Genomic DNA, 24190 nt, shown 5'->3' on the forward strand with positions numbered 1-24190 from the left:
AGCCGGTCGGACAGCAGCCTGATTATGAGCTTGTGGAGCGCGGCCGCGGCGGCCGAGTCCTCTTCCTGCATCTTGTCGAAGGAATCGCGGGTTAGGATGTACACGACGGTCGCGCTCTCGGCGACCACGTTCGCCCCCCGCGGCACATTGCGATAGAAGCCCATCTCGCCCACCACAGTATGGCCGAGCATGCGCCGCAGGCGGATAGAACGTCCGTACTCGCCCGTGATCGTGATGGCGACACAGCCCGAGGCCTGGAACACGACAGAATCGGACGGCTCTCCCTGCCGAAATAGCACGACTCCTGAGTCCAGCTCCCTCCGCGTCATGTAGGGTTCGACTCGCTCGAAGCTGATGTCGCCGCCGAGCTCGCTCTGTAGCCACGACTCGAATGTATGAGACGAGGCATCGCCAACCTCGTGATAGAGAAGCACCATGTCCTCGCACCATTCGACCGCCTCGTTGCGCGTGGCGAAGGCCTGGTGCGGCCGGTCGGCACCGAAGAAGCCGGCCCCGAGGAATGCGGCATGCATGGAATCGCTCAGACCACTGAAGACAAGCGTGACATCCTTCTCTTCGCAGTAGTTGCGCAGCTTGACTAGGCTCAGAACCGCCGACGTATCGAGCCCCTGCACGGCGCTGAAGTCGAGAACGATATAGCCGACTGGCCTCTCCTTCTGGCCCTCGATGACGCGCTTGATGCGCTCGAATAGGCCGTTCGAGGATCCGAAGAAGATGAAGCCCGACAGCCAGAAGACATGCACGCGCTTGCCTTCCTCCTGGAGAAGGCGCGTTTGCTCCGGCGAGCGGTCCACGCTGCTCGACAATTCATAGCGCGTCAGGTGACGCCGGATCACACCAATCCGGCTGTAGGATAGTGCAAATAGCAGGCAGGCACCGATGACGCCGAGCACAACGCCGACCAGATAGCCGAAATAGAGAATGACGAGCGCGATGGCGATCGCGAGCGCCAAATCCGTCCGGGACCGTTGCGCCGGCGAATGCACGAGCGCCTCGATCAGGATCATCGTCCCGAGATAGGCGAGCATCCCGCCGAGGATCGCCTTGGGCACGAACGCGCCCACATCGGCGCCCGCAAACAGCACCAGCCCGCAGATCACCGCGACCGACACGCCGCTGATGCGTGTGACGGCACCGGCCTGTTGCAGGAGCAGACTGTTGTTGAGGGAGAGATTGCCCGCGACGCCGCCGAGAACCGACGCCAGTACGTTGGCCAGCCCGTTGGTGCGAAACTCCTTGTCGAGATCGGCCGATTTCTGCCGCGCGACTTCGAGGCTCGAAACATCCAGCAGCATCGAGATTGCGGTCACGCCGCAGACGGCGCCGATTTCCGCACTGCTCATGGCCATGACACCCCAATCGATGTCATGGGTCGCAACCGCTTCGATCGGCCACCAGAGTTGCAGTGCGCCCACCGCTGCCAGATACCAATCCGCTTGCGTCGTAGGATCGGTCACGAACCAGAGCAGAATGACGTTCAGTACGACCAGGAAGACCACGAAGGCGATGGGCAATGTCAGATAGTCGTCCATCCACCTTTTGAGCAGAACGATGAAAAAGGCAAAGGCGAGCCCCACGCCGATTTGCGGCGCGTATCGGGCGTCTCCCATGACGGCCCAGCTCGACGGCGACAGGGTCAGATTGCTGCCGGTGATAACCTCGACGCCACCGGTGATGAGCAAAAAGCCCGATGCCGCCAGAAACCCGCCAATCACCGGGAACGGAACGAACCGCAGCCATTGTCCGAGCTTCAGCCCGCCCAGGCCAAACAGAACAGCGCCGGTGAGAAACGTGCTGACCGTGATGGCGACCATCACGTTGATGATCATCGTCTCGGTGTCGGCGCCCTTCGCGGCAAGCCCCGCCGCCACCGTAGTCGCCAAAACGCTCATAACGGCGACCGCGGGCGTGTCCGGCCCGGCATCGGCGGGAACGAGTGTCGTGGTCAACGAAACGACGACGCCGGTCACCATGGTGCCCATGATCAGCGCGGCCAGTCCCAACGGAAAACCGGCAGCGATGGAGCCTTGGAAAATCAGCGCGCTAAAGGAGATGCAATAGGCGATATTGACGATCGCGGAAATCGTTCCCGCCATCGCGTCGCGCCCAAGCGTGGCAACGTCGAGATTCTGCGGGCGCTTCGGCGCGAAAGTTTCCAATAAAGACAATAGCGTATCGGGAATTTACGGGTTTTGTTTGGGACCGATCATGGCCGGGCAAGATGACAATGCAAGCAAAAATGCCGTGACCCAGGCTTTCTTCGCCGCAAGGCCGCAAGGCGCCTGCAATCTGCCGCCGCCAGCATTGGCGCTGATCGCCTCAAAAAGACCCCGTCCACGAGGACCGGCGCAGACCCTTAAGACCAAAGCGTCAGCCAGATGGGCGCAACGTCACGCGGTCCCTCAGACGAGACCCTGCGGTCGCCTTGCCGGTGCCGACGTATTTCGGATTCCAGCGCGCGGCGTCCAGCCCGGTTTCGACGCTCCACTTGCCAACGCGGGTCGGAGTCAGGATCGCCTTGGACAGGAGCCCGTTGAAGGCAAAGCGGGGGACGACCACGAAGCCGAGCTGGCTTAGATGACCGGCCATGCGTTTGCCGTCATTGAGCTTGAAGCCCCAATGCTGCAGATGGCAACTCAAGGTCACGAAGCCGACATTGGCGGCATCGCGCTCGCGTGAAAACAAGCCCTCCGAGAAAAAGGCGTGCCCGACCGACAGCCCGAAAAGGCCGCCTGCGAGACATCCGCTGCGGTCCCAGACTTCGACCGAATGGGCATATCCGCCCTGATGCAGTGCTATGAAAGCTTCCGCGACGGCGGCTTCGGGCGCGCAGCCACGCAGCACAGCAGCGAAGTCCGCATCGAAGGTGACGCCATAGGCTTGGGTTTGCAGCAGCCGCCACACGCGTTGAGAGATGCGGACATTCTCAGGGAATGACACGGCGCGCTCGGCGGGCGCCCACCACTTCTTCTCCAGTGGATAGAGCCCCTTCGCATAGGCTGCGACCATGGTAGGAACGTTGAGGGACCCGCAGCGCCCGACAAGTCCTTCGGGCTGACGCAGAGCCTTCTCCGGATCTGGCAGATGCGGGCCGAACCCCACGAATTGCCTGGCAAGCATAGCGAGCGCCGCTGGCTTGCTGTATAGCCCCGTCGAAACAAGGCTGTCTGACACCTGCTTGAGGACACTCTGTCTCGCGGACACCGGCAACTCCAACACAATACTTGATGACGCGGCGGCAGCGGCCGCCCGCTACCACTCCTCGCGCCAAGACTGCCCGCAAAGGATTCCTAAGGCGTTAATGCGGGATGACGACTTCGACGAGGCATGGGGTTGAGAATGTTAATTGACCGACGCTTGGCTGCTGCCGACGCGCGCCACAGCTTCGACCCAGCCCGCGTAACGGGCCTCGCGCTCGTCCGCGGCCATTTGCGGCTCGTAACGCCGCGCCGGCGCCCAATTCCGAGCAAGCTCCGCATCGTCACCATAAACGCCGACCGCTTGACCGGCGAAATACGCCGCCCCCAAGGCGGTCGTCTCCGGGATCTGGGCGACCTCGACGGCTTCGCCGAGGATGTCCGCAAGCCGCTGCATGGCCCAGCTATTGGATGTCATGCCGCCATCGACCCGCAGTGTATCGATCTCCCCGATTCCGGCCTCCGCCATGTCTTCGCGCATGGCCCCGAGAAGATCCCGCGTTTGAAAAGCCACGGACTCAAGCCCAGCGGCGACAATGTCCGCCTTAGTCGATGCGCGGGACAGGCCGAGGATGGCCCCGCGCGCACCCGCGTCCCAGACCGGCGCGCCCAGCCCCTGGAAGGCGGGCACCAGATAGACTCCGCTGTCAGGATTGGCGTCCTTGGCAAGAGTTTCGCTGTCCGCGGCGTCCGCGATCAGGCCTAGATTGTCGCGCAGCCATTGAATGGTGGCACCGGCCATGAAGATCGCGCCCTCCAAGGCAAAGGTTCGCGCGCCCTGCTCCTGGGACAGAATGGTCGACAGCATGCGGTTGGCCGATTGCGCCTTGCTATCCCCCGTATTGGCGACAACGAAGCAACCGGTCCCGTAGGTCGCCTTGATCATGCTTGGCCGCACACAGGCCTGCCCTTTGGCGGCGGCCTGCTGATCGCCAGCGACGCCGCGAATGGGCAACACCACGCCGAACGCCTCTCCGTCCGTCTGACCGAAGTCGCCAAGCGTATCGCGCACCTCGGGCAGCATGTCCGGCGGAATCCCGAGCCGGTCGAGAAGCAGCGGGTCCCAGAGGCCTTTGCGAATATCGAACAGCATTGTGCGAGCCGCGTTGGTCGCATCTGTCGTGTGCAATTGCCCGCCCGTCAGTTTGAACAGTAGAAAGCTGTCGATCGTGCCGAAGCAGACCTCGCCTCGCGCGGCCTTTTCGCGAAGGCCCGAAACGTTGGCCAGGAGCCACGCCAGCTTCGTTGCCGAGAAATACGGATCGATCAGCAGGCCGGTGACATCGGTGACATGCGCGCCCCACCCTTCCCGTTCGAGCTCCTCGCAGAGCGGTGCGGTCCGCCGGTCCTGCCAGACAATGGCATTATGCAGCGGCGCGCCCGTTGCGCGATCCCACACCACGGTCGTCTCGCGTTGGTTGGTGATACCGATCGCGACGATGTTCGCCGCACCCACCTCACCCACGACCGCGCCGCAGACCTCGCATACGGCGCGCCAAATCTCGTCCGGGTCATGTTCCACCCAGCCCGGTTCGGGGAATATTTGGTTTAAGGGACGCGCGACCGAAGCGCCCGGCTGTCCGGCCTTGTCGAATACAATCGCACGGGTGCTCGTAGTCCCCTGATCGATTGCTAGCACATGCCCCATTATGCCCTCCCGCCTTGGGTTGCAACTTGCGTCTCCTCGACAATCCAAGCGCAGTAGTCCGCACTACCCCCTTGGGTGGGCAACACCAGCAGCGCAGGTACATCGTAAGGATGCAGCCGTTCGACCTCGGCGATGACCTCGTCCTTGAGGCCGGCGCGAGTCTTGACGATCATCGCCACCTCGTCCGCCGTCTCCCGCACGCCCTCCCACTGATAGATGGAAACCATACCCGGAAAGACGTTCACACAGGCTGCCAAGCGTGCATCGACCAGCGCGCCGCCCACGGTTTGGGCATCGTCGAGGCTGGCAAATGTCGTGTAGATCAAGACGGGCAGTTCAGTGTCTTCCATTATCGCTCCCTAGTCGCCCTCCTTGAGAGGCGTTTAGTCACTGTCGGACATGGCTCAAGATAGAGATACTTGTAAGAGGCACTTGCACGACTTTAACACCACAGCTTTAGTGTGGCCCCTCTCTTTAGGCGATTGGACGCGCAGCAGGTTTGTTATGGCAGATTTCGAAAAGATCGCCTTCTTAGCCAGCGAGACGCGCGATGCTGGAGACGCATACGCCGCTCTCGTGAAACGCTATGGCAATATCCCGCCCGAGGAGGCGGACGCGATCGTCGCGCTCGGAGGCGATGGTCTGATGCTCCAGACCATGCACGACCATCTTCACAGCCGCATCCCGATCTACGGCATGAACCGCGGCTCGGTGGGCTTTCTGCTCAACGACTACAAGGAAAACCAGCTCAAACAGCGCTTGGCGGCGGCGGAGGTCACAGTAATCCATCCGCTACGCATGCGGGTGCGCGACGAGAATGGGAACAGCCACGAGGCCCTCGCGATCAACGAAGTGTCGCTGTTCCGGCAAATCCACCAGGCGGCAAAGCTCAAGATCGGCGTCGACGGGACCACGCGGATGGACGAGCTAATCTGCGATGGCGTCCTTATCTCCACCCCTGCCGGCAGCACCGCCTACAATCTGTCGGCCCATGGCCCCATTCTGCCGATCACGGCACCGCTGCTAGCCCTCACGCCGATCAGTCCGTTTCGGCCCCGGCGCTGGCGCGGCGCGCTGCTGCCCAATGACGCGTGCGTCATGATCGAGGTTCTCGAACCTGAAAAGCGGCCCGTCAGCGCGGTGGCCGATCACACCGAATTCCGGAACGTGGTCTCCGTGGACATCACAGAAGCCAGCAAAGTCGATATCTTCATGATGTTCGATCCCGGCCACACACTCGCCGAGCGCATCCTGGCCGAACAGTTCGGCTACTAAGAGCCGCCGAGCTCAAAGACCTCGTCGATTACCGCATAATCGCGATAGCCCAGCCGGGCTATGGGCCGCAGCTTCGTGATATCGACTTTACCGGCGACCAGCGCTTCATCGTCGATATGGATGCCCACGACCTGGCCCAACACAATGGCATGGGTTCCCGCTTCGCCTTCGGCCCCTGGAAGGTCAATCGTCCGCCAATATTTGCACTCGAACGCAACGGGGGACTCGGCCACCCGGGGCGGCGCAACCATTGAGGACGGCGCCGGACTGAGGCCGGCCAGGGCCATCTCGTCCACATGGGATTCAACCTGCTTCGACGTGCGATTCATCGCCTCGCGCAGCTCGTAGGTCGCAAGCGAACAGACGAACTCGCCGGTTTCCTCGGCGTTGCGCTGGCTGTCCTTGCGACCGCCCGAGGAGAACATCACGAAGTGCGGGTTGGTCGAGACGGCGTTGAAGAAGCTGTAGGGTGCCAGATTTACCACCCCGTTTACGTCCAGGGTGGAGATCCAACCGATGGGCCGCGGGCTCACGAGGGCCATGAACGGATCGCGCTCCAGACCATGAATATTGGAAACTGCGTCGTAGAACATGAAGCCTAACGTAAATTCGGCCCAGGCCGTTTCAACATCGATCCGGTCAAAATCACGCACCGGTAGAATCCGGCGCTCTCGAGCCGGAATACCATCAGGCCTGCCACACCGAAACAACCTCCCCCAGGGCCGGACGCGGCCGTTCCTTAGGCGTCTCGTTGGCGGTACCGATATAGACAAAACCGGCCACCTGCTCGCTTTCCGTCAGGCCCAGTACCTGATTGACGCCTTTGCTGTAGGCGTACCACTCAGTGACCCAGTTGACCCCAAAGCCGAGCGCGCTCGCGGCCACGACCAGATTCTGACACGCGGCGCCCGCCGACAGCACCTGCTCCCATTCGGGCGCTGGAGCCGGCCTGGCCACGCGCGAAATCACGGCGATCACCAGGGGCGCGCGCAAGAAGCGCTTGGCTTCCATCTCGAGCCGGAAGGCGCTCGGCTCGGGCTCCTCCTTGCGGCAGATTTCGGCCAGCTCTTGTCCAAACGCCTCCCGGGCACTGCCTTGGAAGAGAATGAAGCGCCAGGGCACCAGCTTCTTGTGGTCCGGAACCCTGGCCGCGGCGGTCAAGATTTGATCGAGCTGGGCGGAATCGGGCCCCGGTTCGCCAAGCGAGTTGGCCGAAACGGAGCGGCGTGTCAGCAGGTGTTGAATAGTGGGCTGGGACATTGAATGCGTTGGATTAGCTAAGTCTGCGGTGCATATCGCGAAACGGGGAAGGTCACAATGCCGCCATTTGTACCTCCGGATGGGGAGAGCCTTCCAAAAATCGGCCTCATTCAGCGTCAATTTACAGGAGTGGCGCACCGACAAAGCCTATACTAGAGCGGCGCACGGTAGAGAAATCTGGAAGAGAATCAGCATGCGGAGAAGGGTCTTAGCGGTGCGAAAGCTTTTGCTTTTGCCTGTTCTCGTCCTCGGCGCCGCACCCGCAGCCGCCGAAGACCTTGCCGCGTCCGCTCCTGAAGCCGCCGTGATCGTGCTCGATGCCTCCAAGAGTATGAACGACAAGGTCGGCGACAAAGCCAAGATGGACACCGTTCGCCGTGCACTCGCAAAGACGATTTCCGCTGATGCAGACGCTCGCTCGCTGGGGCTTGTCGCCTTCGGCAACGGCAAGAGTGCCAGCTGTACTGATATCGAAGCCCTGGCCGAACCGGGTACGCTGAAAAGCGCGACCGCGGCCGCGCTTCTTGACGGCATTCAGCCCAAAGGCAAGGCGCCCGTCGCTTCGGCGATCGGAGCGGCGGCCATGCTTGGCGGATCCGGAACGCCGCTCAATATCATCTTGATTGCCGATGGCGGGGATAGCTGCGACGCGGATCCTTGCGCCACGGCCGAAACGCTCAAGCACAAGCACAAAGACTTGCGGATCCATGTAGTCGGTTTGAGCAACAAGCCGGTCGACGTCCAGCCGCTTGCCTGTCTGGCGAACACCACGGGCGGCAAGTTTGTGGCCGCAACCAACGGACCGGGATTTGAGATCGCCCTCGGCGCTGTGTTCGCGGCAATCGACGCGCCCGCTGCCGCAACCACGGTCACCGCGCCGCCAGCGGCGACAACGCCGAGGACGTCGTCCGCACCCGCCATATCGCGCCCGAGCGGCCCCGGCGAATCCGCCGTGTCGAAGTCCGGCGGATCGAGCAGCGTAAACACCGCCGAGAGCATTATTGCCGTGTTGCCCCCAGCCCCCGTGCCGACGCCACCGGCCGAACCTGTGCCGGTCAGCTTTCATGCACTCGTGACCGAAGGTGGGCCGAGGCTGCGGTCGGGCCTCATCTGGCGAATCTACAGCGCCAAGACCGATGCCGAGGGCGACGGCGGCTTCACGCTGATCAGCACGCACCGCGAGGCGGCGCCCGCCACGACGCTGCTGCCGGGCGAATATCTGGTGAACGCCGCCTATGGACTTTCCAACCTCACCAAGAAGATCAAGGTCGAGAGCGGCGATACGCAGGACGAGGCCTTTATCCTCAACACGGGCGGGCTGACTCTAAAGGCCATCCTTGCTAGCGGCGAGGAATGTCCCGAGAGCGAGGTCGAGTTCGACATTCAGTCCGACGAGCAGGATCAGTTCGGCAAGCGCGATACAATCCTCGCGGACGCCAAACCGAACGGCGTCGTGCGTCTCAACGCGGGCGCCTACCACATCAAGAGCCTTTACGGCGACGCAAATGCCAATGTGGGCGTGAATGTCACGGTGGAACCGGGACGCATTACCCAAGCCACCATCAAACATACAGGCGCGAAGATCACGTTCCGGCTGGTCCAAAGCCGTGGCGGCGAAGCCTTGGCTGACACCAAATGGCAGGTCCTGACGTCCGCCGGGGACAATGTCAAATCCAATGTCGGCGCACTCCCGACGCATATCCTCGCCGCCGGCAGCTATGCCGTGGTCGCCGAACATGGCGGCCTGTCCTATTCGCGGAAGTTCTCCATCGAGCCCGGCAGCGACAAACAGATCGAAGTGGCCATCGACGACGGCCCCCTTTCGGCGGAAGCCCTCCAAGCCCTGCTCGATCCTCCCGAAGCCCCACGTCCCGGGACGGGCGGACTTGCCGGCGAAGGTCCGGGCGGGTTCGACGGTTTCTCTAAACCCGCCGATCCCAACGCACCGCTTCTCAATCCAGGCGCATTGTTGCGCCCGGCACGTTAACGCAGCCTGACCGGACGCGAGCCTTAGGCGGCTTCGGTAGCCTGCGGGTTGCTCCGCATATCCGGCGGCACCGCCTCGGCGGCGATCATCGCAATCGCATCGTCGAGGCTCATCACATCTTGCTCTCGCGAGCCGAGCCGCCGCACGGAGACCGTCCGCTCTTCCGCTTCGCGCTTGCCGGCCACCAGAATCACCGGCACCTTTGCCACGGAGTGCTCACGGACTTTGTAGTTGATCTTCTCGTTACGAAGATCCGCGCCAGCCCGCAGCCCCGCCGCGTTCAACCGCGCGAGCACGGTTTCCGCATACTCGTTCGCATCGGAGACGATCGTTGCGACGACCGCCTGCGTGGGTGACAGCCACAGCGGAAGATGTCCCGCATGGTGCTCGACGAGAATCCCCGTGAACCGTTCCAGCGATCCGAACATGGCGCGATGGATCATCACGGGCACGGTCTTCTCGCCATCGGCACCAATATAGTAGGCGCCGAGCCGCTGCGGCATGTTGAGATCCACCTGAACCGTTCCGCACTGCCAATCGCGGCCGATGGCGTCGCGCAGAACATATTCCAGCTTCGGCCCATAGAAGGCGCCCTCTCCCGGGTTCAGCTCGTAGGTGAGCCCGGCCACCTCGACGGCGCGCTTCAGCGCCGCTTCCGCCTTGTCCCAGACCGCGTCCTCGCCCACGCGCTTCTCGGGCCGGTCGGAGAACTTGATCCGCACGTCCTCGAAGCCGAAATCGCGATAGATTGACAGCACTTGCTCGTTGAGCTTCACGCATTCCTCTGTGATCTGATCTTCCGTGCAGAAGATGTGCGCATCGTCCTGCGTGAAATGCCGGACCCGCAACAGACCATGCAGCGCGCCTGAGGGCTCGTAGCGATGCACCTTGCCGAACTCGGCGATGCGCAAGGGAAGATCGCGATAGCTCTTCAATCCGTTCTTGAAGATCTGTACATGACCCGGGCAGTTCATGGGCTTGCAGCAGAACACGCGATCGTCCGGCGTCTCGGCGATGTACATGTTCTCGGCAAACTTCTCCCAATGGCCCGACTGCTCCCAGAGCGTGCGTTCCATCATATCCGGCGAGTTCACCTCCACATAGCCCCAGTCTTGCTGACGCCGGCGCATATAGCCGATCAGCAACTGGAACAGCGACCAGCCCTTGGCATGCCAGAACACTGCGCCGGGCGCCTCTTCCTGAAAATGGAACAGGTCCATCTCCCGGCCCAAGCGGCGGTGATCGCGCTTCTCCGCCTCCTCGAGCATATGGAGATAGGCTTTGAGCTGATCGTCGGTCGCCCAGGCCGTGCCATAAATGCGCTGAAGCATGGGATTGTTGCTGTCGCCACGCCAATACGCGCCCGCGATCTTTTGCAGCTTAAAGGCCTTGCCGACCTTGCCCGTGGACGGCATATGCGGGCCGCGGCACAGATCGAACCATTCACGCTGCGAATAGATCTTGATGTTATCGCCTTCGGGGATCGCATCGATGAGCTCAACCTTGTACGCCTCACCCATGTCACCGAACATCTTCTTCGCCGCGTCCCGAGGCATCACTTCGTAAGAGAACGGCGAGTCGCGCTGGATGATCTCGCGCATCTTCGCCTCGATCTTCGGCAGATCCTCCGGTGTGAATGGTTCCTCGCGCGCGAAGTCGTAATAGAACCCGTTCTCGATTACCGGGCCGATCGTCACCTGGGTGCCGGGATAGAGTTCTTGGACGGCTTCGGCCATCACATGAGCTGCGTCGTGCCGGATGAGTTCGAGCCCTTCCGGGTCCATCCGCGTGATGATGCGGATCTCGGCATCGGCGTTAATGGGATCGTAGATGTCCCGCACCGTGCCATCGAGCGATACGGCCACCGCCTTCTTGGCGAGCGATTTCGCAATCGAGGCGGCAACGTCGAGACCCGTGACTCCGGATTCGAAGTCGCGTGCGGAACCGTCTGGAAACTTAAGGGAAATCATTAGGTCTCTCCTCTCACTCCTGCGTACCGGCGCAGGTAAGATGGAATCTTCGGATAGGCGGCGCGTTTTAACGGGAATCGCCTGCGGCGTCACCAGTATTTAGGGGCTCGGGGCGAAGATGCCAGCGCCCGTAACGCCAGGGTGCGAAGAGATGGCGCTCGGCACAGATGTCCGGCACGGGATCGTGCCCATAGCTTCCCCATGGATTGCAGCGGCAAAGCCGGGCCAGGGTCAGCCAGCCGCCTCGCCATGCGCCGTTCACATCGATGGCTTCGCGCGCATAGTCCGAGCACGTGGGGAGATGGCGGCAATGGGCGCCGACAAGGCCCGAGAACGTGTAGCGATAAGCCATGATCGGGGCGAGCATGACGGTCTTCGCCACCCGCCGCCCCCAAGTGGACGGCGCGTTCATGTCGATGGCGTGCTCATAGCAGAAGGCTGCGCGGCCATCGCCTGCTTCTCCTCGATTTGGGCGATCGCATTTTCGACCGCATCGAAGACTAGCAGCGTGGACGGCTGGCGGGCCCTGTAGTCCCGGACGGATTCAAGCAGGGCCAGGTCCGCCCAACGGCCTTCGGGCGGCGCACCGGCCGCTTTCAGCATGGCCCGCATCGCAGCACCCACCGCCCGCAACTCCGCTGTGGTCGAGCCCACGATCTCCCGGCCCATGATGGAGGCCGCCGTCTGGCCCAGGAGGCACGCCCGCACGGTCTGCCCGTAACCGGTCACGACGTCGCCATCCATAACTAGATCGATCTCAACCGTGCTGCCGCACAGTTTCGATTGCGCCTTAGCGGTGGCTTGTGGCGATGCCAGCCGTTCGGTCCGGTGCATCGAAGCGGCCAGAGCAAGCAATCGATCGCTATAAATGTCCTCGGGCCGCGTCATTCAGATCCTCTTCGATAAGCCTATCGTCTCGTTCGCCACAGTCTCTCGGCTTGCAGGCCAAGGGTACGCACTATATATGCCTGGAAGTTTTGATCTTCCATGCGCCCCATGACGCGCTGCAGCACCTTGCGTCATTTGCCTTGCGCGATCTTTCTCTTTGAAAGAATATCAAGCGCTTAGACAACTTTAAGGATCAGTCACGTCATGGCCACGAAGACCGATGAGCGCCAAGGTCGAAAACTCTATGCGGGCATCGAGATCGGAAAGGGACCGCAAATCACCCGTCCCTCGCGCGAGGAAGCCGAGCGGGCCGTGCGGACGTTGATCGCCTATGCGGGCGACGACCCGGCACGCGAGGGCCTGCGTGATACGCCCAAGCGCGTGGTCGGCGCCTATGAAGAATTCTTCGCCGGTTACAACGACGACCCGATCGAGGTCCTGTCTCGGACATTCGACGATGTCGGCGGCTATGACGACATCGTCATGCTGCGCGATATCGAGCTCAACTCCCATTGCGAGCACCATATGGTCCCGTTTATCGGCAAGGCGCATATCGCTTATTTCCCGACGGACCGGGTTGTGGGGCTCTCCAAGCTCGCCCGTGTCGTGGAGGTGTTCGGCCGCCGCCTGCAGACACAGGAAACCATGACTGCGCAGGTCGCCGAGACGATCGATCACGTCCTGAAGCCGAAGGGTGTCGCGGTGATGATCGACGCGGTCCATCAGTGCATGTCGATGCGCGGTGTCCGTAAGCCGGGCGTCGCCACCATCACCACGCAGTTCACCGGCATCTTCAAGGAAGACCCGGCGCAGCAAGCCCGTTTCATGCAGCTGGCATTGGATCGCGGACGCTCTTAAAGGCGTGCACCGGCCGCAACAGGAAGACATTGCGGTGACCGAAGCCAAACTTTTCCCCAAGCTCGACGACAATACCGCGCTGGAAGAAAGCGATATCTTAGCACCCGCCTTCGACGCGGATGGTCTGCTGCCCGTCATCGTGACCGCGGCGGAGACCGGCGAGGTCTTGATGTTCGCCTATATGAACGATGAGGCACTGGCCCTCTCGATCGACACGGGCGAGGCTCACTTCTGGTCGCGCTCGCGAAAAGCGCTATGGCGCAAGGGCGAGACCAGCGGCAACAAGTTGCGCATTGCCGAGATCCGCACCGATTGCGACCAGGACGTGCTCTGGCTCAAAGCCGAGATTAAGGGCGCTGGCGCCTGCTGCCACACGGGCCGCGTCTCCTGTTTCTATCGTAGCGTACCTTTCGGTAAGGAGGCCGGGGGCAAACTCGTTGCGGTACACACCGAACGCCATTTCGACCCAGACGCCGTTTATGGCGATCCCTCCAAAACGAAGCTTTAAAAGCCTCGCAGGATTGTTCTAATGGAAAGACGCTGCGACTCGCGTGCCGCGTTGGAACAGGTTGGCGCGCGGTTTGCGATGAGTGCGTATAATCGTTGCGACGTGTCGATACGGGAGCCATATCTCCCGTAAGAGGCTTTAAGAATGACAAGACCTACAGTCGGTATAGCGCTTGGGGGCGGATCCGCCCGGGGGTGGGCGCATATCGGCGTCCTGAACACTTTGATCGCTGCGGGACTTGAGCCCGACATCGTCGCCGGCACTTCGATCGGCGCGGTCGCCGGCGCCTGTTATGTGACGCGCAATATGGACCGGCTCGAGGGCTTTGCCAGGAGCCTCACGCCGCGGCGGATCTTCGGGTTCCTCGATTTCAACCTCGCCGGATCCGGGCTCATCACCGGCCAGCGCCTGTCCAGTGAGCTGGAAGACCATCTTAAGGGTCTGAGAATCGAAGAGCTCGATCCCAGATTCGTAGCGGTCGCGACCGAGCTCGGGACGGGGCACGAAGTCTGGCTCAATAAGGGCGACCTCGTCACGGCGCTAAATGCATCCTTCGCGCTGCCCGGCATCTTCAAACCGGTGCAGATCAACGGCCAGTGGATGATCGACGGCGCGTTAGTCAACCCTGTGCCGGTATCGGTTTGCCGTGCCCTTGGCGCCCGCATCGTGATCGCGGTCAACGTCACCAGCGACCCGTTCGGCAAGGCGGGCGTGATCCACGACCACGCCTCGTTCAGCGAATCGTCCGATATGGAAGTGCCCGCCATTCAAGGCAGCGACGGTCCTACCGAGGACGGCGGTGCCTTGCGCCTTCTCCATCGCCAGCTCTTTGGCCGGGGCAAGGGCGCGCCTGGCATTTCGTCGGTAATGATGGACGCGATCAACATCACGCAAGATCGCATTGCACGCTCGCGGCTCGCCGGCGATCCGCCGGACATCACCATCAGCCCCAAGACCGGCGACATCAAATTGTTCGACTTCCATCGCGCGGAAGATGCAATCACGCTGGGGTCAAAGGCTGCCGAAGCCCAGTTGGACGAGATCCGTCACGCGCTGAAGGCGGTCGCAGCCTAGACAGTGTTGGTAAAGTGGCGGCTCTATCGCTCGGGGTTGGCCAATCAGCCGGTAGCGATGTATTCCCGCATGGCGGCGGCTTCCATCTCGGCCTCGGCAATGCGCATCCGCACCACGTCGCCGATCGATACCAAACCAACCAGACGGCCTCGCTCGACGACCGGCATATGGCGGAACCGGTGGGCGGTCATCTCGCCCATGAGCTGATCGGTGGTATCGGCTTCGCGGCAGCTGACGACCGACTTGGTCATGCAGGCCTCGACGGGAGCATCCATGGCGGCTGTGCCGGCGCGAGCCAATTCCTGAACGATGTCCCGTTCCGAGACAATACCGGAGACACTGCCATCGCCGTCGACAATCACAATGCAACCGATCTTGTGCTCACCGAGAAGCCGGGCAATCGCCAACAATTTGGTGCTCGGGGGCGCCGTCAGGACGTCCCTGCCCTTTAGCTTCAAAATCGCTGCGACGTTCATAGGAGTGTCCTCCAGCACGGCTCCACAAAGTTCGTTTGCGGCAGCATTGTGTCGGCAAGTCGGATCGCGTGCAAGGTGTCTGCAAAACACCGGAAGATTCCCGATGCTTACCGCAGTTGCGAAACGTCTGGGGCGGGCCGATCGGCGTCAAAGAACCCAAAAACCAAAAGTCCGCAGAGAAACCCCCCGATATGGGCTTCCCAGGCTATCTCGCTATCGGGTCCGGAGCCAAAGGAAACGGCGTTCATCCCGAAATAGACGTTAAGAACCAGCCAAAAGACGATGAATCCCATCACCCTGCCGTTCCGCAGCACCTCGGTCAGGGACGCGAGCGGGACGTGTACGAAGTCTGGAACCTGACCAGGAGGCCCGCCGCGCGCAAAGAAAATGAACCGCAGCGCCGCCGCCATCTGTCCCGAAATGGCGGCCGACGCTCCCACCATGGGAGACATTTCGCCCCAATGAAGGACAAGATGGGTTAACGCGCCGGCGATCCCGCACAGGATCGAAAATGAAAAGAAGCTGGCCATCGACATCCGTCGGGCCACGGCCGTCCCGAAGGCCAGCATCCACAACACGTTCACCGCCAAGTGCAGCCAACCGCCATGGACCAGCATGTAGGTCACAAACGAGGTGACGGCGGACAAGTACCCGCCTGGCAGCTCTGAGGCCGCACCTGAGTAACGCGCTGGAATCATTGCAAAAGTTAAGAAAACAGTGAGCCCCGTATCGACGGGCAGCACGCTCATGACGAGCTGCATCGCGATCATCGCGCCGACGGCAAGCATGACCGCGCGCGGTACGTTCAAGATTGGTTCTCTTGCCGACATCTGAAACTCCGTGACGACTAGCGCGGGCAGCAACCTTAACGCCAAGACCGCAGCGGCCTCACACCCCTCGACCCGCCGCGCTGGCACGCTCCCTGCTTTCTTAAGTCCCTATCGCGCCGGGCCAACTCCGCACAAACCCGCAAGGAAGGGCCGAGCGCGCCAACACGCGTTTCGTTTTGAATTTTTTTCAGGTAACCAATGCAGCAGGCGGCCACCAAAGAGCTTTACGCGTATTGGGACGCGATCCGCAATGGAAGGATCGCGCCGTGCCGCTTCGAGATCGAGCCGGCAAAAATATCGCAGCTATTGAGAGACACTTTCATCGCCGAATGCAGCTGCCTACCGGCTGTTCGTTTTCGCTTGGCCGGAACCCAGGTCTGCCACTATTTCGGACGCGAGTTGCGTGGCATCGACTTCATGAGCCTGTGGTCCCTTGAGGACCGGAACAACATTTCTTCGACGCTCGATAACATTGTCAACGACGGCGCCGTCGGGCACGGGAGCTTCATCGCGGTGACCGAGAGCAATCGCGAGGCGGTGTTCGAATTCGCCCTGCTACCCCTGATCCATACCGGCTCCGCGATCAACCGCATCCTGGGAGCGATCACCGCTATCGACCCGCCATTCTGGCTTGGCGCAGAACCGCTAATTGCAATAGAACTCCGCGATGTCGGCCTTCACTGGCCCGACGGAATCCCTGATTTCCTGGTCGGAAGCAACGCAGAGGCTGCCCATCAAGCCCGGCAGAGATTCCGCGTTGTGCAGGGTGGCCTGTCAAGCAACAACCATAAATAAAGCATGTGCGGAAATTGTCGGTGCTTGCAACTTTCGAGCGATACACATAGCCATCCTTAATGCCTCACCTTGCCATCCTTAATGCCTCACCTTGTAAGAAACGGGTAGTTGTATCGACAATGACTTTGGATAGGCAAAGGTCCTGAGCCGGGCATGAGTACTTCGACAACGGCAGCGTCCGAACACCAGCATCCTCCGCTCCAGGCAGAACGGCCCATCGAGCGACCCAAGATTATGGAGGAGCGCCGCCGCTTCAAGCGGATGGACGTTTCGCTCAACGGACGCTTCATGGTCGATGACACCAAGTAATATCCGTGCGAGGTGTTCAACATGTCGCCGGGGGGGCATGGCGGTGAGAGCACCTTTACGCTCCGCGCGTCGGCGAACGGGTCATCTCCTATATCGATCATCTAGGCGGCCTGGACGGCATGGTCGCGCGGACCTTCGACGGCGGCTTCGCGGTCGAATTCAAGATCAGCGCCCCCAAGCGGGAGCTCATCACCAACGTTCTCACTTGGTATGGGAGCGGTGACCATAATGTCGAGGACCAGGTGCACGTGCGTTCTGCGCCACGGCACCCATCCCAGAATCTAATCCTGCCGACGGGCACCGTCGGCGATTGCCGCGTCATCGACGTGTCATTGAGCGGCGCATCTGTCGCCATACGCGAAAGACCCGACCTCAACAAGCTGGTGGTGCTTGGACGCCTTCGAGGACGCGTGGTGCGTCACCACGACCATGGCGTTGCGATCGAGTTGGTCGAGGTTCAGGACACGGATAACCTGGCCCGGACCTTTCGCTAACCTAACGCAAGACTAACCTTTCCCAATTCTTTAGGCGCCAAAACGCCTCCCCTCGCGCCCGCGTTGGGAGAAAAAACCATTTATTTCAACACTTAAGCCCCCCACCCCAGACTGACTAAAAGCCTGAGTAACTAAGAACATTCAGGTTTGGGTAGGCGCCGCTAAAAATTCCCTACCAACAACCGTTAAAAACGCAGGCTTTTCTTATCGGGATCGCAAATTGTTTCTGGGATAGTCCTGCCTAACAACAGGGGGACGCAATGAAACACTTTGTATTAGGGGCATCATTTCTAATGTTTATTTCGTCGTTGCCGGCTGACGCGACAAATAGACATGCAATCACACTCAAGACTCCGTCCGAGTCAAACCAGATGGTCTTTTTGCAATCCTTCGGCGAAACCTTGCCGCCCATTGGCTATGTGAACTTCTGCCGGGTGCGCGCAGCCGAGTGCCGGCCGTCTCGCCGTTTTGCCGATCGCATCCAGCTCACCCGCGCCAAGGCGGCCGAGCTCCGCAAAGTGAACAAGAGCGTCAATTCGGCGGTCGCGCCGGTCACGGACATGGATCTGTATGGCGAGGTCGAAAGGTGGACCTACCCGGTGAAGAAGGGCGACTGCGAGGACTATGTCCTGCTCAAGCGCCGCATCCTGATCGAGCGCGGCTGGCCGGAGACCGCGCTTCTCATCACGGTCGTGCGCGACGAAAACAACGAAGGGCATGCCGTCCTGACCGTTCGCACAGACCGCGGCGACTTCGTGCTCGACAATAAGGTGAACCCGGTGAAGGCCTGGGCCGACACGCCTTACACCTTCGTGAAGCAGCAATCCGCTCGCAACCCGCTGGTCTGGAGTTCGCTGCTGCCGCCCGATTTGGCCCCGCAACCAGCGATGTCCGCTTCGAACCGCCACTAATCGCATTTTGCCTCCTGTATCCCCTCAATAGGAGGCATTCAAAAGGCCCGGTGACTGTCCCCCACCGATCCCCACCAAGCCGGGCCTTTTCCTTGAGCCGGTCCTCCTTAATTGGAGACCGGCTCCCTCTTTTTTGAAGTACCTGAGATCGCCGAGCCTTAGACGGCCAGGAGGATGTCGATTACGATGCATTCGATCAAAAGGCTCCCGAACCCCGCAACCCCCGCCGCGAGCCAGAACCAGACCTTTGAGCGTTTTTCGAAGATCATGCCGCGCCAGGCATTGCGCATCAGAATCTCAGTGCCTGGAAAAAGACGCAGCAGAACGCTGCCGATCGATTTGCTGAAGGACCGGTGCTCGACCACGAAGCGCATCGGCTCGCCGGAGACGAGTTGAATGAAACTCGACAGGAGGCCGGCCATTACGAAGCCGACCGCCATCACATAGGCAAAGATCAGTGCGTGGCTCATTGCCACCCCCATGGCGTGTCGCGATGAGACGCACCATTACCAGAGCGGCGCCGCAGGTGTCGCTTATCCTTAACGAGTGGTGAATTGCCGACCCGCTATTCGACACATCCTGCTACTGCAGATCAAAATCCAGAATGGCCATCTGGAACTGATAGGCCTTGTCGTCCTCGTCCTCGTCGTCCCGGAAGAGAATGCCGATGAACTCGTCGCCGATGTAAACCTCGGCGGAATCGTCCTTCTGCGGCCGCTGACGCACCTGGATGTCTCCCAGGCGAAACGTCTTCTGCAGATAGGTTTCGAGCTTCAGAATTTCGTCGCGTGTCACAGTATTTGCCCCCTTCAGAACCGCGCTAAGAGTCGTCGTCGCCGTGCACATCCTCACCCGGGACGAACTGATCCATGGTCAGTGCCGGTTCGGGGCATGTGTTGTCACCGATTTCGCGGGCGGGCACGCCGGCCACTGTCCGGCGCGCTGGAACGTCCTTGAGCACCACGCTGCCGGCGGCGATGCGTGCGCAATCGCCGACGTTGATATTGCCCAGGATCTTCGCGCCGGCGCCGACCATCACGCCGCGCCCGAGCTTGGGATGACGATCCCCATGCTCGTTGCCGGACCCACCAAGGGTGACGGCATGGAGCAGCGAGCAACTGTCGCCCACCACGGCGGTCTCACCGATCACGATCCCGGTGGCATGATCGATCATGATTCCGCGGCCAATGCGCGCCGCAGGGTGAATGTCCACCTGCAAAAACCGCGACACGAGGCTCTGAAGGTAAAGCGCTAAATCCTTGCGTCCCGCCTTCCAGAGCCGGTGGCCGATGCGGTGCGTCTGCAAGGCGTGATAGCCCTTGAAATAAATGAGCGGCTCGATGATCCGTTCGCAGGCCGGGTCCCGTTCGATCCAGGCCATGACGTCGGCCCGGAATTCCTCAATGAGCGAGGGATCCTGATCGAGAATCTCATGGAAAGTCTTATGGATCAGGCCCGGGTCGAGCGCCGCGTGCTGCAGGCGGTGGGCCAGACGATGGACGACCGCATCTTCGAAGCTCTTATGGCTCAGAATCGAGGCGTATAGAAACCCACCGAGCGCGGGCTCGGCTGCGCTGACCTCTTCGGCCTCGCGCCTTACCTGGGTCCAGACCGGATCCCAACTTTCGATTTGCGGCTTCGCCGCCACTGCCTGCTTGTTCATGGTTCACCTGTTTGGGGCTCACCTCAGTTGAGCCCCCGTAGCAGGAACGTTTGGCTTCGTCTAGCGTGGTTGCTGCTCTTGGCAAACCCAGCTTTCAGAGCCGCGACGCCAAAAACGCAAGTACGCCCTGCTTGAACTTATTGTCGCCCACGGCCCTCATGTGGTCGCGACCGGCGATATCAAGAAACTGGGCATTCGGAATCAATTCCGCAAGCGCCGCCCCCGACCCGCCGATCACATCTTTGCTGCCGACGGCCACAAGGACCGGAACCGTCAGCGTGCCGAGCTTTTCCGGCGGGACCTTATCGCGCGGACCGCGCATACAGGCCGCCAGTGCCTTTAGGTCGCTATTGGTCTGCTCGGCAAAGATGCGAAAGCTGCGGGCAGTATCGTTGGTTACATCTTCGAGCTTCGGGGCCTCCAGCGCCGCCGCCAAGGGCCCCGCACCCACCATGCCCCGGACCATGTGGATTCCGAGCCCCCCAAACACGACACTGCGGACCCTGTCCGGATGGGCAATGGCGAGAAAGGCCGCGATCCGCGCGCCCATGGAATAGCCAAGCACATCCACGCGGTCGATCTTTAGGTGATCCAAGAGGCGGATGGCATCGTCGGCCATCTCGGGAGCGCCGTAGCGCGCAGGATCGTAAAGCTTGTCGCTCTGGCCATGCCCGCGATTGTCGAGCGCAATGACCCGGCGGTGGTCCTGCGTCAACGTGCGCACCCATTGCGGATCGACCCAATTGGTCGCCGCATTGGACGCAAAACCATGGATAAGAAGGATCGGCTCGCCCGCACCCTCATCCAAATAGGCGATCTGTACGCCGTCGGAATCAAAACTCTGCATTCTTTGGTCTACCGCATTGCATCCGGGGTCACTATGCTGGCCTTATCGTCCTTCAACCGCAGGCGAACACAGGCGAACGGAACACCATGGCTCAAACGCTCGTGCCCCATTTCGTGAATGACATAGGCGTGAATCGGATCAAGGTCGGCGTCAAGGAATTCCAGTGCATGGGCGCCGCTCCGCCGCAGGACCATCCGCACGTTTATCTCGATATGGGCCATAACGACGAGGTCATCTGCCCCTATTGCTCGACGCTCTACGTTTACGACGCAGCTCTGGCCGCAACCGAAAGCGAACCCGATGGATGCGTGTACGTGGCCACCGCGCCTGCGGGTGCGCCGGCGGCTTAAGACAACAGCTCAATGAAAACTCCGAGGCCCGTCCTGATTGCAGGCGGGGGCATTGGTGGGCTCTCGACGGCGATCGCGCTGGATCGCGCGGGGCTTGAGCCCCACGTCCTCGAACGCTCTGCATTCGCCGAAGAGAGCGGCGCGGGCATTCAGCTCGGCCCGAACGCCACACGGATTCTGCGCAACTTGGGCGTGCTCGATGCGCTTCTGCCGCAAGCGTTCCGGCCCGACGCCGTCTGGCTCTTCGATGGTCTGAGCGGGAAAAAGCTCGCGACCGTTCCTCTGGGCGAGGTGGCCGAGCGCCGCTATGGCGCTCCCTACATCACCGTCCATCGCGCCGATCTGCATGAGGCCTTGAGAATCGTCGCCACTGCCGGTGAACGCATTGCCCTGACACCGGACTTCGCGGTTGCCCAGGTTGACCATGAGGATGGCGTGGGCGTCACCAGTTCCGGCGGCGAGACCCTGCAAGGCACCGCGCTGGTCGGTGCGGACGGACTCTGGTCCACGGTGCGCAACTGGGTCGCCCCCGGCGCGGAACCGTCTTTCACCGGGGCAACGGCTTTTCGCAGCCTCCTGCCGCGCACGACGCTGCCGGTGCCCTTCTCGGCCCCGATCGTCGGCCTCTGGCTCGGACCACGCAGCCATGTGGTCCACTATCCGGTTCGTGGCGGTGCGGCGCTCAACGTCGTGGCGGTGACCGAATCCGGCCACGAGGAACAGGGCTGGAACCGGTCGGCCACGCGCGAAACCGTGCTCGGCAGATTCGCCCGCTGGTGCGATGCGCCCCTCGGCCTGCTCGAAGCCGCACCCGACTGGCGGGCCTGGTCGCTGTTCTCCTTGCAGCCCCTGCCGCAATGGCATCGCGGCAGGGCCGTGCTCCTCGGCGATGCGGCGCACCCGGTCCTCCCTTACCTCGCGCAGGGCGCCAGCCTCGCGATCGAAGATGCCGCCAAGCTGGCCGCGCTTCTGGGGGCTGCGCGCGCAAACCCCGCGGTGGCCTACCCGGCCTACGAGACGATACGGCGCCGCCGGGCGAGGCGCGTTCAGCAGACCTCGCAGCGCCTCGGCCTGACCTATCACATGGGCGATGCGTTGCTCGGTGAGGTCTTCCGAAGATCGCGCAACGCGATTCTCGGACTTCGCGATGAAACCGCGACCTTACGCAGCTTCGATTGGCTCTATGGCGGGCCGGACTTCGAGGGATAGTGCGAATCTGGTTTCCGACGACTTTCGGCCTTGATACGTCTATGTTTGGATGAAATCACACGAACCATATTGGGCCGTCCCCGCCCCGAGTGGCCGCCCTCTCCGTAACCCCCGGTAGTCTCACGGATGCTCCTTGCCCTTGCCACGCTCACGCCGTTTCTCGGCGCGGTTTTTCCCCTGCTGGCAAACCGACTTGGGCGCGACATTTGTGCCATCGCGACCGGCGCCGTTACGCTGACGGCGTTGCTGCTTGTGCTGTCTCAGGCGCCCGCCGTCTATGACGGCGAGGTCGTCACATGGAGCGTTCCCTGGCTGCCCGCGATTGGGCTGTCTTTTTCGTTTTTCCTCGATGGCCTGGGGCTGTTCTTCGCGAGCCTGATTCTCGGAATCGGGCTGCTGATCATCATTTACGCCCGCTACTATCTGAGCTCGAAGGACTCGCTCAGCCTGCTCTATTTCTATTTGCTGCTGTTCCAAGGCGCGATGGTCGGCATTGTCCTGAGCGACAACATCCTGCTGCTCATCGTGTTCTGGGAACTGACGAGCCTTACCTCGTTTCTACTCATCGGCTATTGGCGGCATCTGCCCGAATCGCGCCAAGGCGCGCGCATGGCGCTTGTCGTTACCGGCAGCGGTGGCCTGACGCTCATCGCCGGCATGCTGATCATGGGGCACATCGCCGGCAGCTATGAGATCACGGAGATTCTTCAGCGCGGCGAGGCCGTTCGCGCCTCACCGCTCTTCCTGCCCGCGCTATTGCTGATCCTGCTCGGCGCCTTCACCAAGTCCGCGCAGTTCCCATTCCATTTCTGGCTGCCGCACGCCATGGCCGCGCCGACGCCGGTCTCGGCCTATCTGCATTCGGCCACCATGGTTAAGGCGGGCCTGTTCTTGATGGCCCGGCTCTGGCCCGTGTTCTCGCCGGCCGATGCGTGGTTCCTGATCGTCGCGCCGGTCGGTCTCATCACGATGCTGATCGGGGCGTGGATCGCTCTGTTCAGAAACGATCTCAAAGCGCTGCTCGCCTACTCCACGGTCAGCCATCTCGGCCTGACGACGATGCTGCTGGGTTTCGCGACGCCGATGGCCGCCGTTGCCGCCGTGTTCCATATTCTCAACCATGCCACGTTCAAGGCCGCGCTCTTCATGAGCGCCGGGATCATCGATCACGAAACGGGCACGCGTGACATTCGCCGGCTTGGCGGTCTGATGACGCTCATGCCGATCACGGCGACGCTGGCCTTCATTGCCGCGGCGTCCATGGCCGGCATTCCCTTCTTCAACGGCTTCCTCTCAAAAGAGATGATGCTGGAAGAAGCCTCGCATACGGCCTATGCGGGGCATCCTTGGGTGTTTCCGGCCCTAGTAACTTTGGCCTCTCTGATCTCGGCCGCCTATTCGTATCGCTTCGCCATCAGCACGTTCTTAGGCCCGGTCCGGTACGACTATCCGAAAAAGCCGCATGACCCGCCCGTGGGCATGTGGCTGCCCGTCGCGATACTCGCCGCACTCGTCATCGTAATCGGGCTGTTCCCGGCACAGACCGCGGGCGCCCTCGTCGAACGCACCGCGCTCGCGGTGGTCGGCAGGCCACTTCCAGAATACCACCTTGCTCTCTGG

Annotated in this window: 27 protein-coding genes; 12 read left to right on the forward strand and 15 right to left on the reverse strand. The window is 61.6% G+C overall.

What is annotated here, in order from left to right; translation table 11 throughout:
• From WBQ77_RS02890 to cutA, 4 genes are all read right to left on the reverse strand, one after another.
• Window positions 1-2189: SulP family inorganic anion transporter (locus WBQ77_RS02890; protein WP_424058851.1), on the reverse strand; the 2189-nt coding region annotated here is incomplete at its 3' end.
• A gap of 202 nt (window positions 2190-2391) precedes the next feature.
• Window positions 2392-3225, reverse strand: coding sequence for a leucyl/phenylalanyl-tRNA--protein transferase (locus tag WBQ77_RS02895; protein ID WP_424058853.1), 834 nt, complete (start codon window positions 3223-3225; stop codon window positions 2392-2394).
• A 138-nt stretch (window positions 3226-3363) separates the two neighbouring features.
• The gene (glpK, locus tag WBQ77_RS02900) at window positions 3364-4869 is read right to left on the reverse strand and encodes a glycerol kinase GlpK (protein ID WP_424044671.1); all 1506 of its coding nucleotides are present in this window, start codon (window positions 4867-4869) and stop codon (window positions 3364-3366) included.
• Window positions 4866-5216 (reverse strand): divalent-cation tolerance protein CutA, encoded by a 351-nt coding sequence (cutA, locus tag WBQ77_RS02905; RefSeq protein WP_424044623.1) that lies wholly within the window; start codon window positions 5214-5216, stop codon window positions 4866-4868. Before cutA ends, glpK begins: the two co-directional genes overlap by 4 nt.
• A 154-nt stretch (window positions 5217-5370) precedes the next feature.
• On the opposite strand from cutA, the gene WBQ77_RS02910 reads away from it, so the two are divergent.
• A complete protein-coding gene (locus WBQ77_RS02910; RefSeq protein ID WP_424044625.1) occupies window positions 5371-6141 on the forward strand; it encodes an NAD kinase in 771 nt (256 codons plus the stop codon).
• Here WBQ77_RS02910 and WBQ77_RS02915 read toward each other — a convergent pair.
• The gene (locus WBQ77_RS02915; RefSeq protein ID WP_424044626.1) at window positions 6138-6794 is read right to left on the reverse strand and encodes a flavin reductase family protein; all 657 of its coding nucleotides are present in this window, start codon (window positions 6792-6794) and stop codon (window positions 6138-6140) included. The genes WBQ77_RS02910 and WBQ77_RS02915 overlap by 4 nt on opposite strands.
• A 34-nt stretch (window positions 6795-6828) precedes the next feature.
• Window positions 6829-7401 (reverse strand): nitroreductase family protein, encoded by a 573-nt coding sequence (locus WBQ77_RS02920; protein WP_424044627.1) that lies wholly within the window; start codon window positions 7399-7401, stop codon window positions 6829-6831.
• Between the two features lie 214 nt (window positions 7402-7615).
• Between WBQ77_RS02920 and WBQ77_RS02925 the strand changes: the two genes are divergently transcribed.
• Entirely contained in the window at window positions 7616-9388 is a 1773-nt protein-coding gene (locus WBQ77_RS02925; protein ID WP_424058855.1) for a vWA domain-containing protein, read from the forward strand.
• A gap of 23 nt (window positions 9389-9411) precedes the next feature.
• On the opposite strand, the gene thrS is transcribed toward WBQ77_RS02925, so the two are convergent.
• The 3 genes from thrS to WBQ77_RS02940 form a co-directional block, all read right to left on the reverse strand.
• A complete protein-coding gene (thrS, locus tag WBQ77_RS02930) occupies window positions 9412-11358 on the reverse strand; it encodes a threonine--tRNA ligase (RefSeq protein WP_424044630.1) in 1947 nt (648 codons plus the stop codon).
• Window positions 11359-11425: 67 nt separating this feature from the next.
• A complete protein-coding gene (gene yidD / locus WBQ77_RS02935; protein ID WP_424044632.1) occupies window positions 11426-11770 on the reverse strand; it encodes a membrane protein insertion efficiency factor YidD in 345 nt (114 codons plus the stop codon).
• Window positions 11767-12246 carry an iron-sulfur cluster assembly scaffold protein gene (locus WBQ77_RS02940; protein ID WP_424044634.1) on the reverse strand — a complete coding sequence of 160 codons (480 nt, stop codon included), beginning with the start codon at window positions 12244-12246 and terminating at the stop codon, window positions 11767-11769. Before WBQ77_RS02940 ends, yidD begins: the two co-directional genes overlap by 4 nt.
• A gap of 204 nt (window positions 12247-12450) precedes the next feature.
• Between WBQ77_RS02940 and folE the strand changes: the two genes are divergently transcribed.
• The 3 genes from folE (at window position 12451) to WBQ77_RS02955 (ending at window position 14686) form a co-directional block, all read left to right on the forward strand.
• On the forward strand, window positions 12451-13104 hold the full coding sequence (folE, locus tag WBQ77_RS02945) for a GTP cyclohydrolase I FolE (protein ID WP_424044635.1): 654 nt from the start codon (window positions 12451-12453) through the stop codon (window positions 13102-13104).
• Between the two features lie 34 nt (window positions 13105-13138).
• Window positions 13139-13612, forward strand: a complete 474-nt coding sequence (gene hisI / locus WBQ77_RS02950) for a phosphoribosyl-AMP cyclohydrolase (protein WP_424044673.1) — start codon at window positions 13139-13141, stop codon at window positions 13610-13612.
• A 144-nt stretch (window positions 13613-13756) separates the two neighbouring features.
• Window positions 13757-14686 carry a patatin-like phospholipase family protein gene (locus WBQ77_RS02955; protein ID WP_424058857.1) on the forward strand — a complete coding sequence of 310 codons (930 nt, stop codon included), beginning with the start codon at window positions 13757-13759 and terminating at the stop codon, window positions 14684-14686.
• A gap of 44 nt (window positions 14687-14730) precedes the next feature.
• Here the strand turns inward: WBQ77_RS02955 and WBQ77_RS02960 are convergent, their stop codons facing one another.
• Window positions 14731-15162, reverse strand: coding sequence for a CBS domain-containing protein (locus WBQ77_RS02960; RefSeq protein ID WP_424044637.1), 432 nt, complete (start codon window positions 15160-15162; stop codon window positions 14731-14733).
• Window positions 15163-15269: 107 nt separating this feature from the next.
• Window positions 15270-15971 (reverse strand): rhomboid family intramembrane serine protease, encoded by a 702-nt coding sequence (locus WBQ77_RS02965; RefSeq protein WP_424058858.1) that lies wholly within the window; start codon window positions 15969-15971, stop codon window positions 15270-15272.
• Window positions 15972-16190: 219 nt separating this feature from the next.
• Between WBQ77_RS02965 and WBQ77_RS02970 the strand changes: the two genes are divergently transcribed.
• The 4 genes from WBQ77_RS02970 to WBQ77_RS02985 all read left to right on the forward strand — a co-directional run bounded on the left by WBQ77_RS02970 (window position 16191) and on the right by WBQ77_RS02985 (window position 18501).
• Window positions 16191-16787, forward strand: coding sequence for a PAS domain-containing protein (locus WBQ77_RS02970; RefSeq protein WP_424058860.1), 597 nt, complete (start codon window positions 16191-16193; stop codon window positions 16785-16787).
• A 153-nt stretch (window positions 16788-16940) separates the two neighbouring features.
• Window positions 16941-17096 (forward strand): hypothetical protein, encoded by a 156-nt coding sequence (locus WBQ77_RS02975; RefSeq protein ID WP_424058862.1) that lies wholly within the window; start codon window positions 16941-16943, stop codon window positions 17094-17096.
• A 119-nt stretch (window positions 17097-17215) separates the two neighbouring features.
• The gene (locus tag WBQ77_RS02980; RefSeq protein WP_424058864.1) at window positions 17216-17590 is read left to right on the forward strand and encodes a hypothetical protein; all 375 of its coding nucleotides are present in this window, start codon (window positions 17216-17218) and stop codon (window positions 17588-17590) included.
• Between the two features lie 371 nt (window positions 17591-17961).
• The gene (locus WBQ77_RS02985; RefSeq protein WP_424044646.1) at window positions 17962-18501 is read left to right on the forward strand and encodes a transglutaminase-like cysteine peptidase; all 540 of its coding nucleotides are present in this window, start codon (window positions 17962-17964) and stop codon (window positions 18499-18501) included.
• Window positions 18502-18659: 158 nt separating this feature from the next.
• On the opposite strand, the gene WBQ77_RS02990 is transcribed toward WBQ77_RS02985, so the two are convergent.
• From WBQ77_RS02990 to WBQ77_RS03005, 4 genes are all read right to left on the reverse strand, one after another.
• Complete coding sequence (locus tag WBQ77_RS02990; RefSeq protein ID WP_424044648.1) at window positions 18660-18971, reverse strand: DUF6949 family protein; 312 nt, start codon at window positions 18969-18971, stop codon at window positions 18660-18662.
• A 112-nt stretch (window positions 18972-19083) separates the two neighbouring features.
• Window positions 19084-19296, reverse strand: coding sequence for a DUF3126 family protein (locus WBQ77_RS02995; protein WP_424044650.1), 213 nt, complete (start codon window positions 19294-19296; stop codon window positions 19084-19086).
• A gap of 25 nt (window positions 19297-19321) precedes the next feature.
• A complete protein-coding gene (cysE, locus tag WBQ77_RS03000; protein WP_424044651.1) occupies window positions 19322-20164 on the reverse strand; it encodes a serine O-acetyltransferase in 843 nt (280 codons plus the stop codon).
• A gap of 94 nt (window positions 20165-20258) precedes the next feature.
• Window positions 20259-21011: an alpha/beta fold hydrolase gene (locus WBQ77_RS03005; protein ID WP_424044653.1), complete on the reverse strand. Its 753-nt coding sequence runs from the start codon at window positions 21009-21011 to the stop codon at window positions 20259-20261.
• Window positions 21012-21097: 86 nt separating this feature from the next.
• Between WBQ77_RS03005 and WBQ77_RS03010 the strand changes: the two genes are divergently transcribed.
• From WBQ77_RS03010 to WBQ77_RS03020, 3 genes are all read left to right on the forward strand, one after another.
• The gene (locus WBQ77_RS03010; protein WP_424044654.1) at window positions 21098-21361 is read left to right on the forward strand and encodes a zinc-finger domain-containing protein; all 264 of its coding nucleotides are present in this window, start codon (window positions 21098-21100) and stop codon (window positions 21359-21361) included.
• A 12-nt stretch (window positions 21362-21373) separates the two neighbouring features.
• A complete protein-coding gene (locus WBQ77_RS03015; protein ID WP_424044656.1) occupies window positions 21374-22570 on the forward strand; it encodes an FAD-dependent monooxygenase in 1197 nt (398 codons plus the stop codon).
• 126 nt (window positions 22571-22696) lie between these two features.
• A partial coding sequence (locus tag WBQ77_RS03020) for a proton-conducting transporter membrane subunit (RefSeq protein ID WP_424058866.1) occupies window positions 22697-24190 on the forward strand: 1494 nt, incomplete at its 3' end.

It is taken from the genome of Methyloceanibacter sp., assembly GCF_049590335.1.
Taxonomy (GTDB): Bacteria; Pseudomonadota; Alphaproteobacteria; order Rhizobiales; family Methyloligellaceae; genus Methyloceanibacter.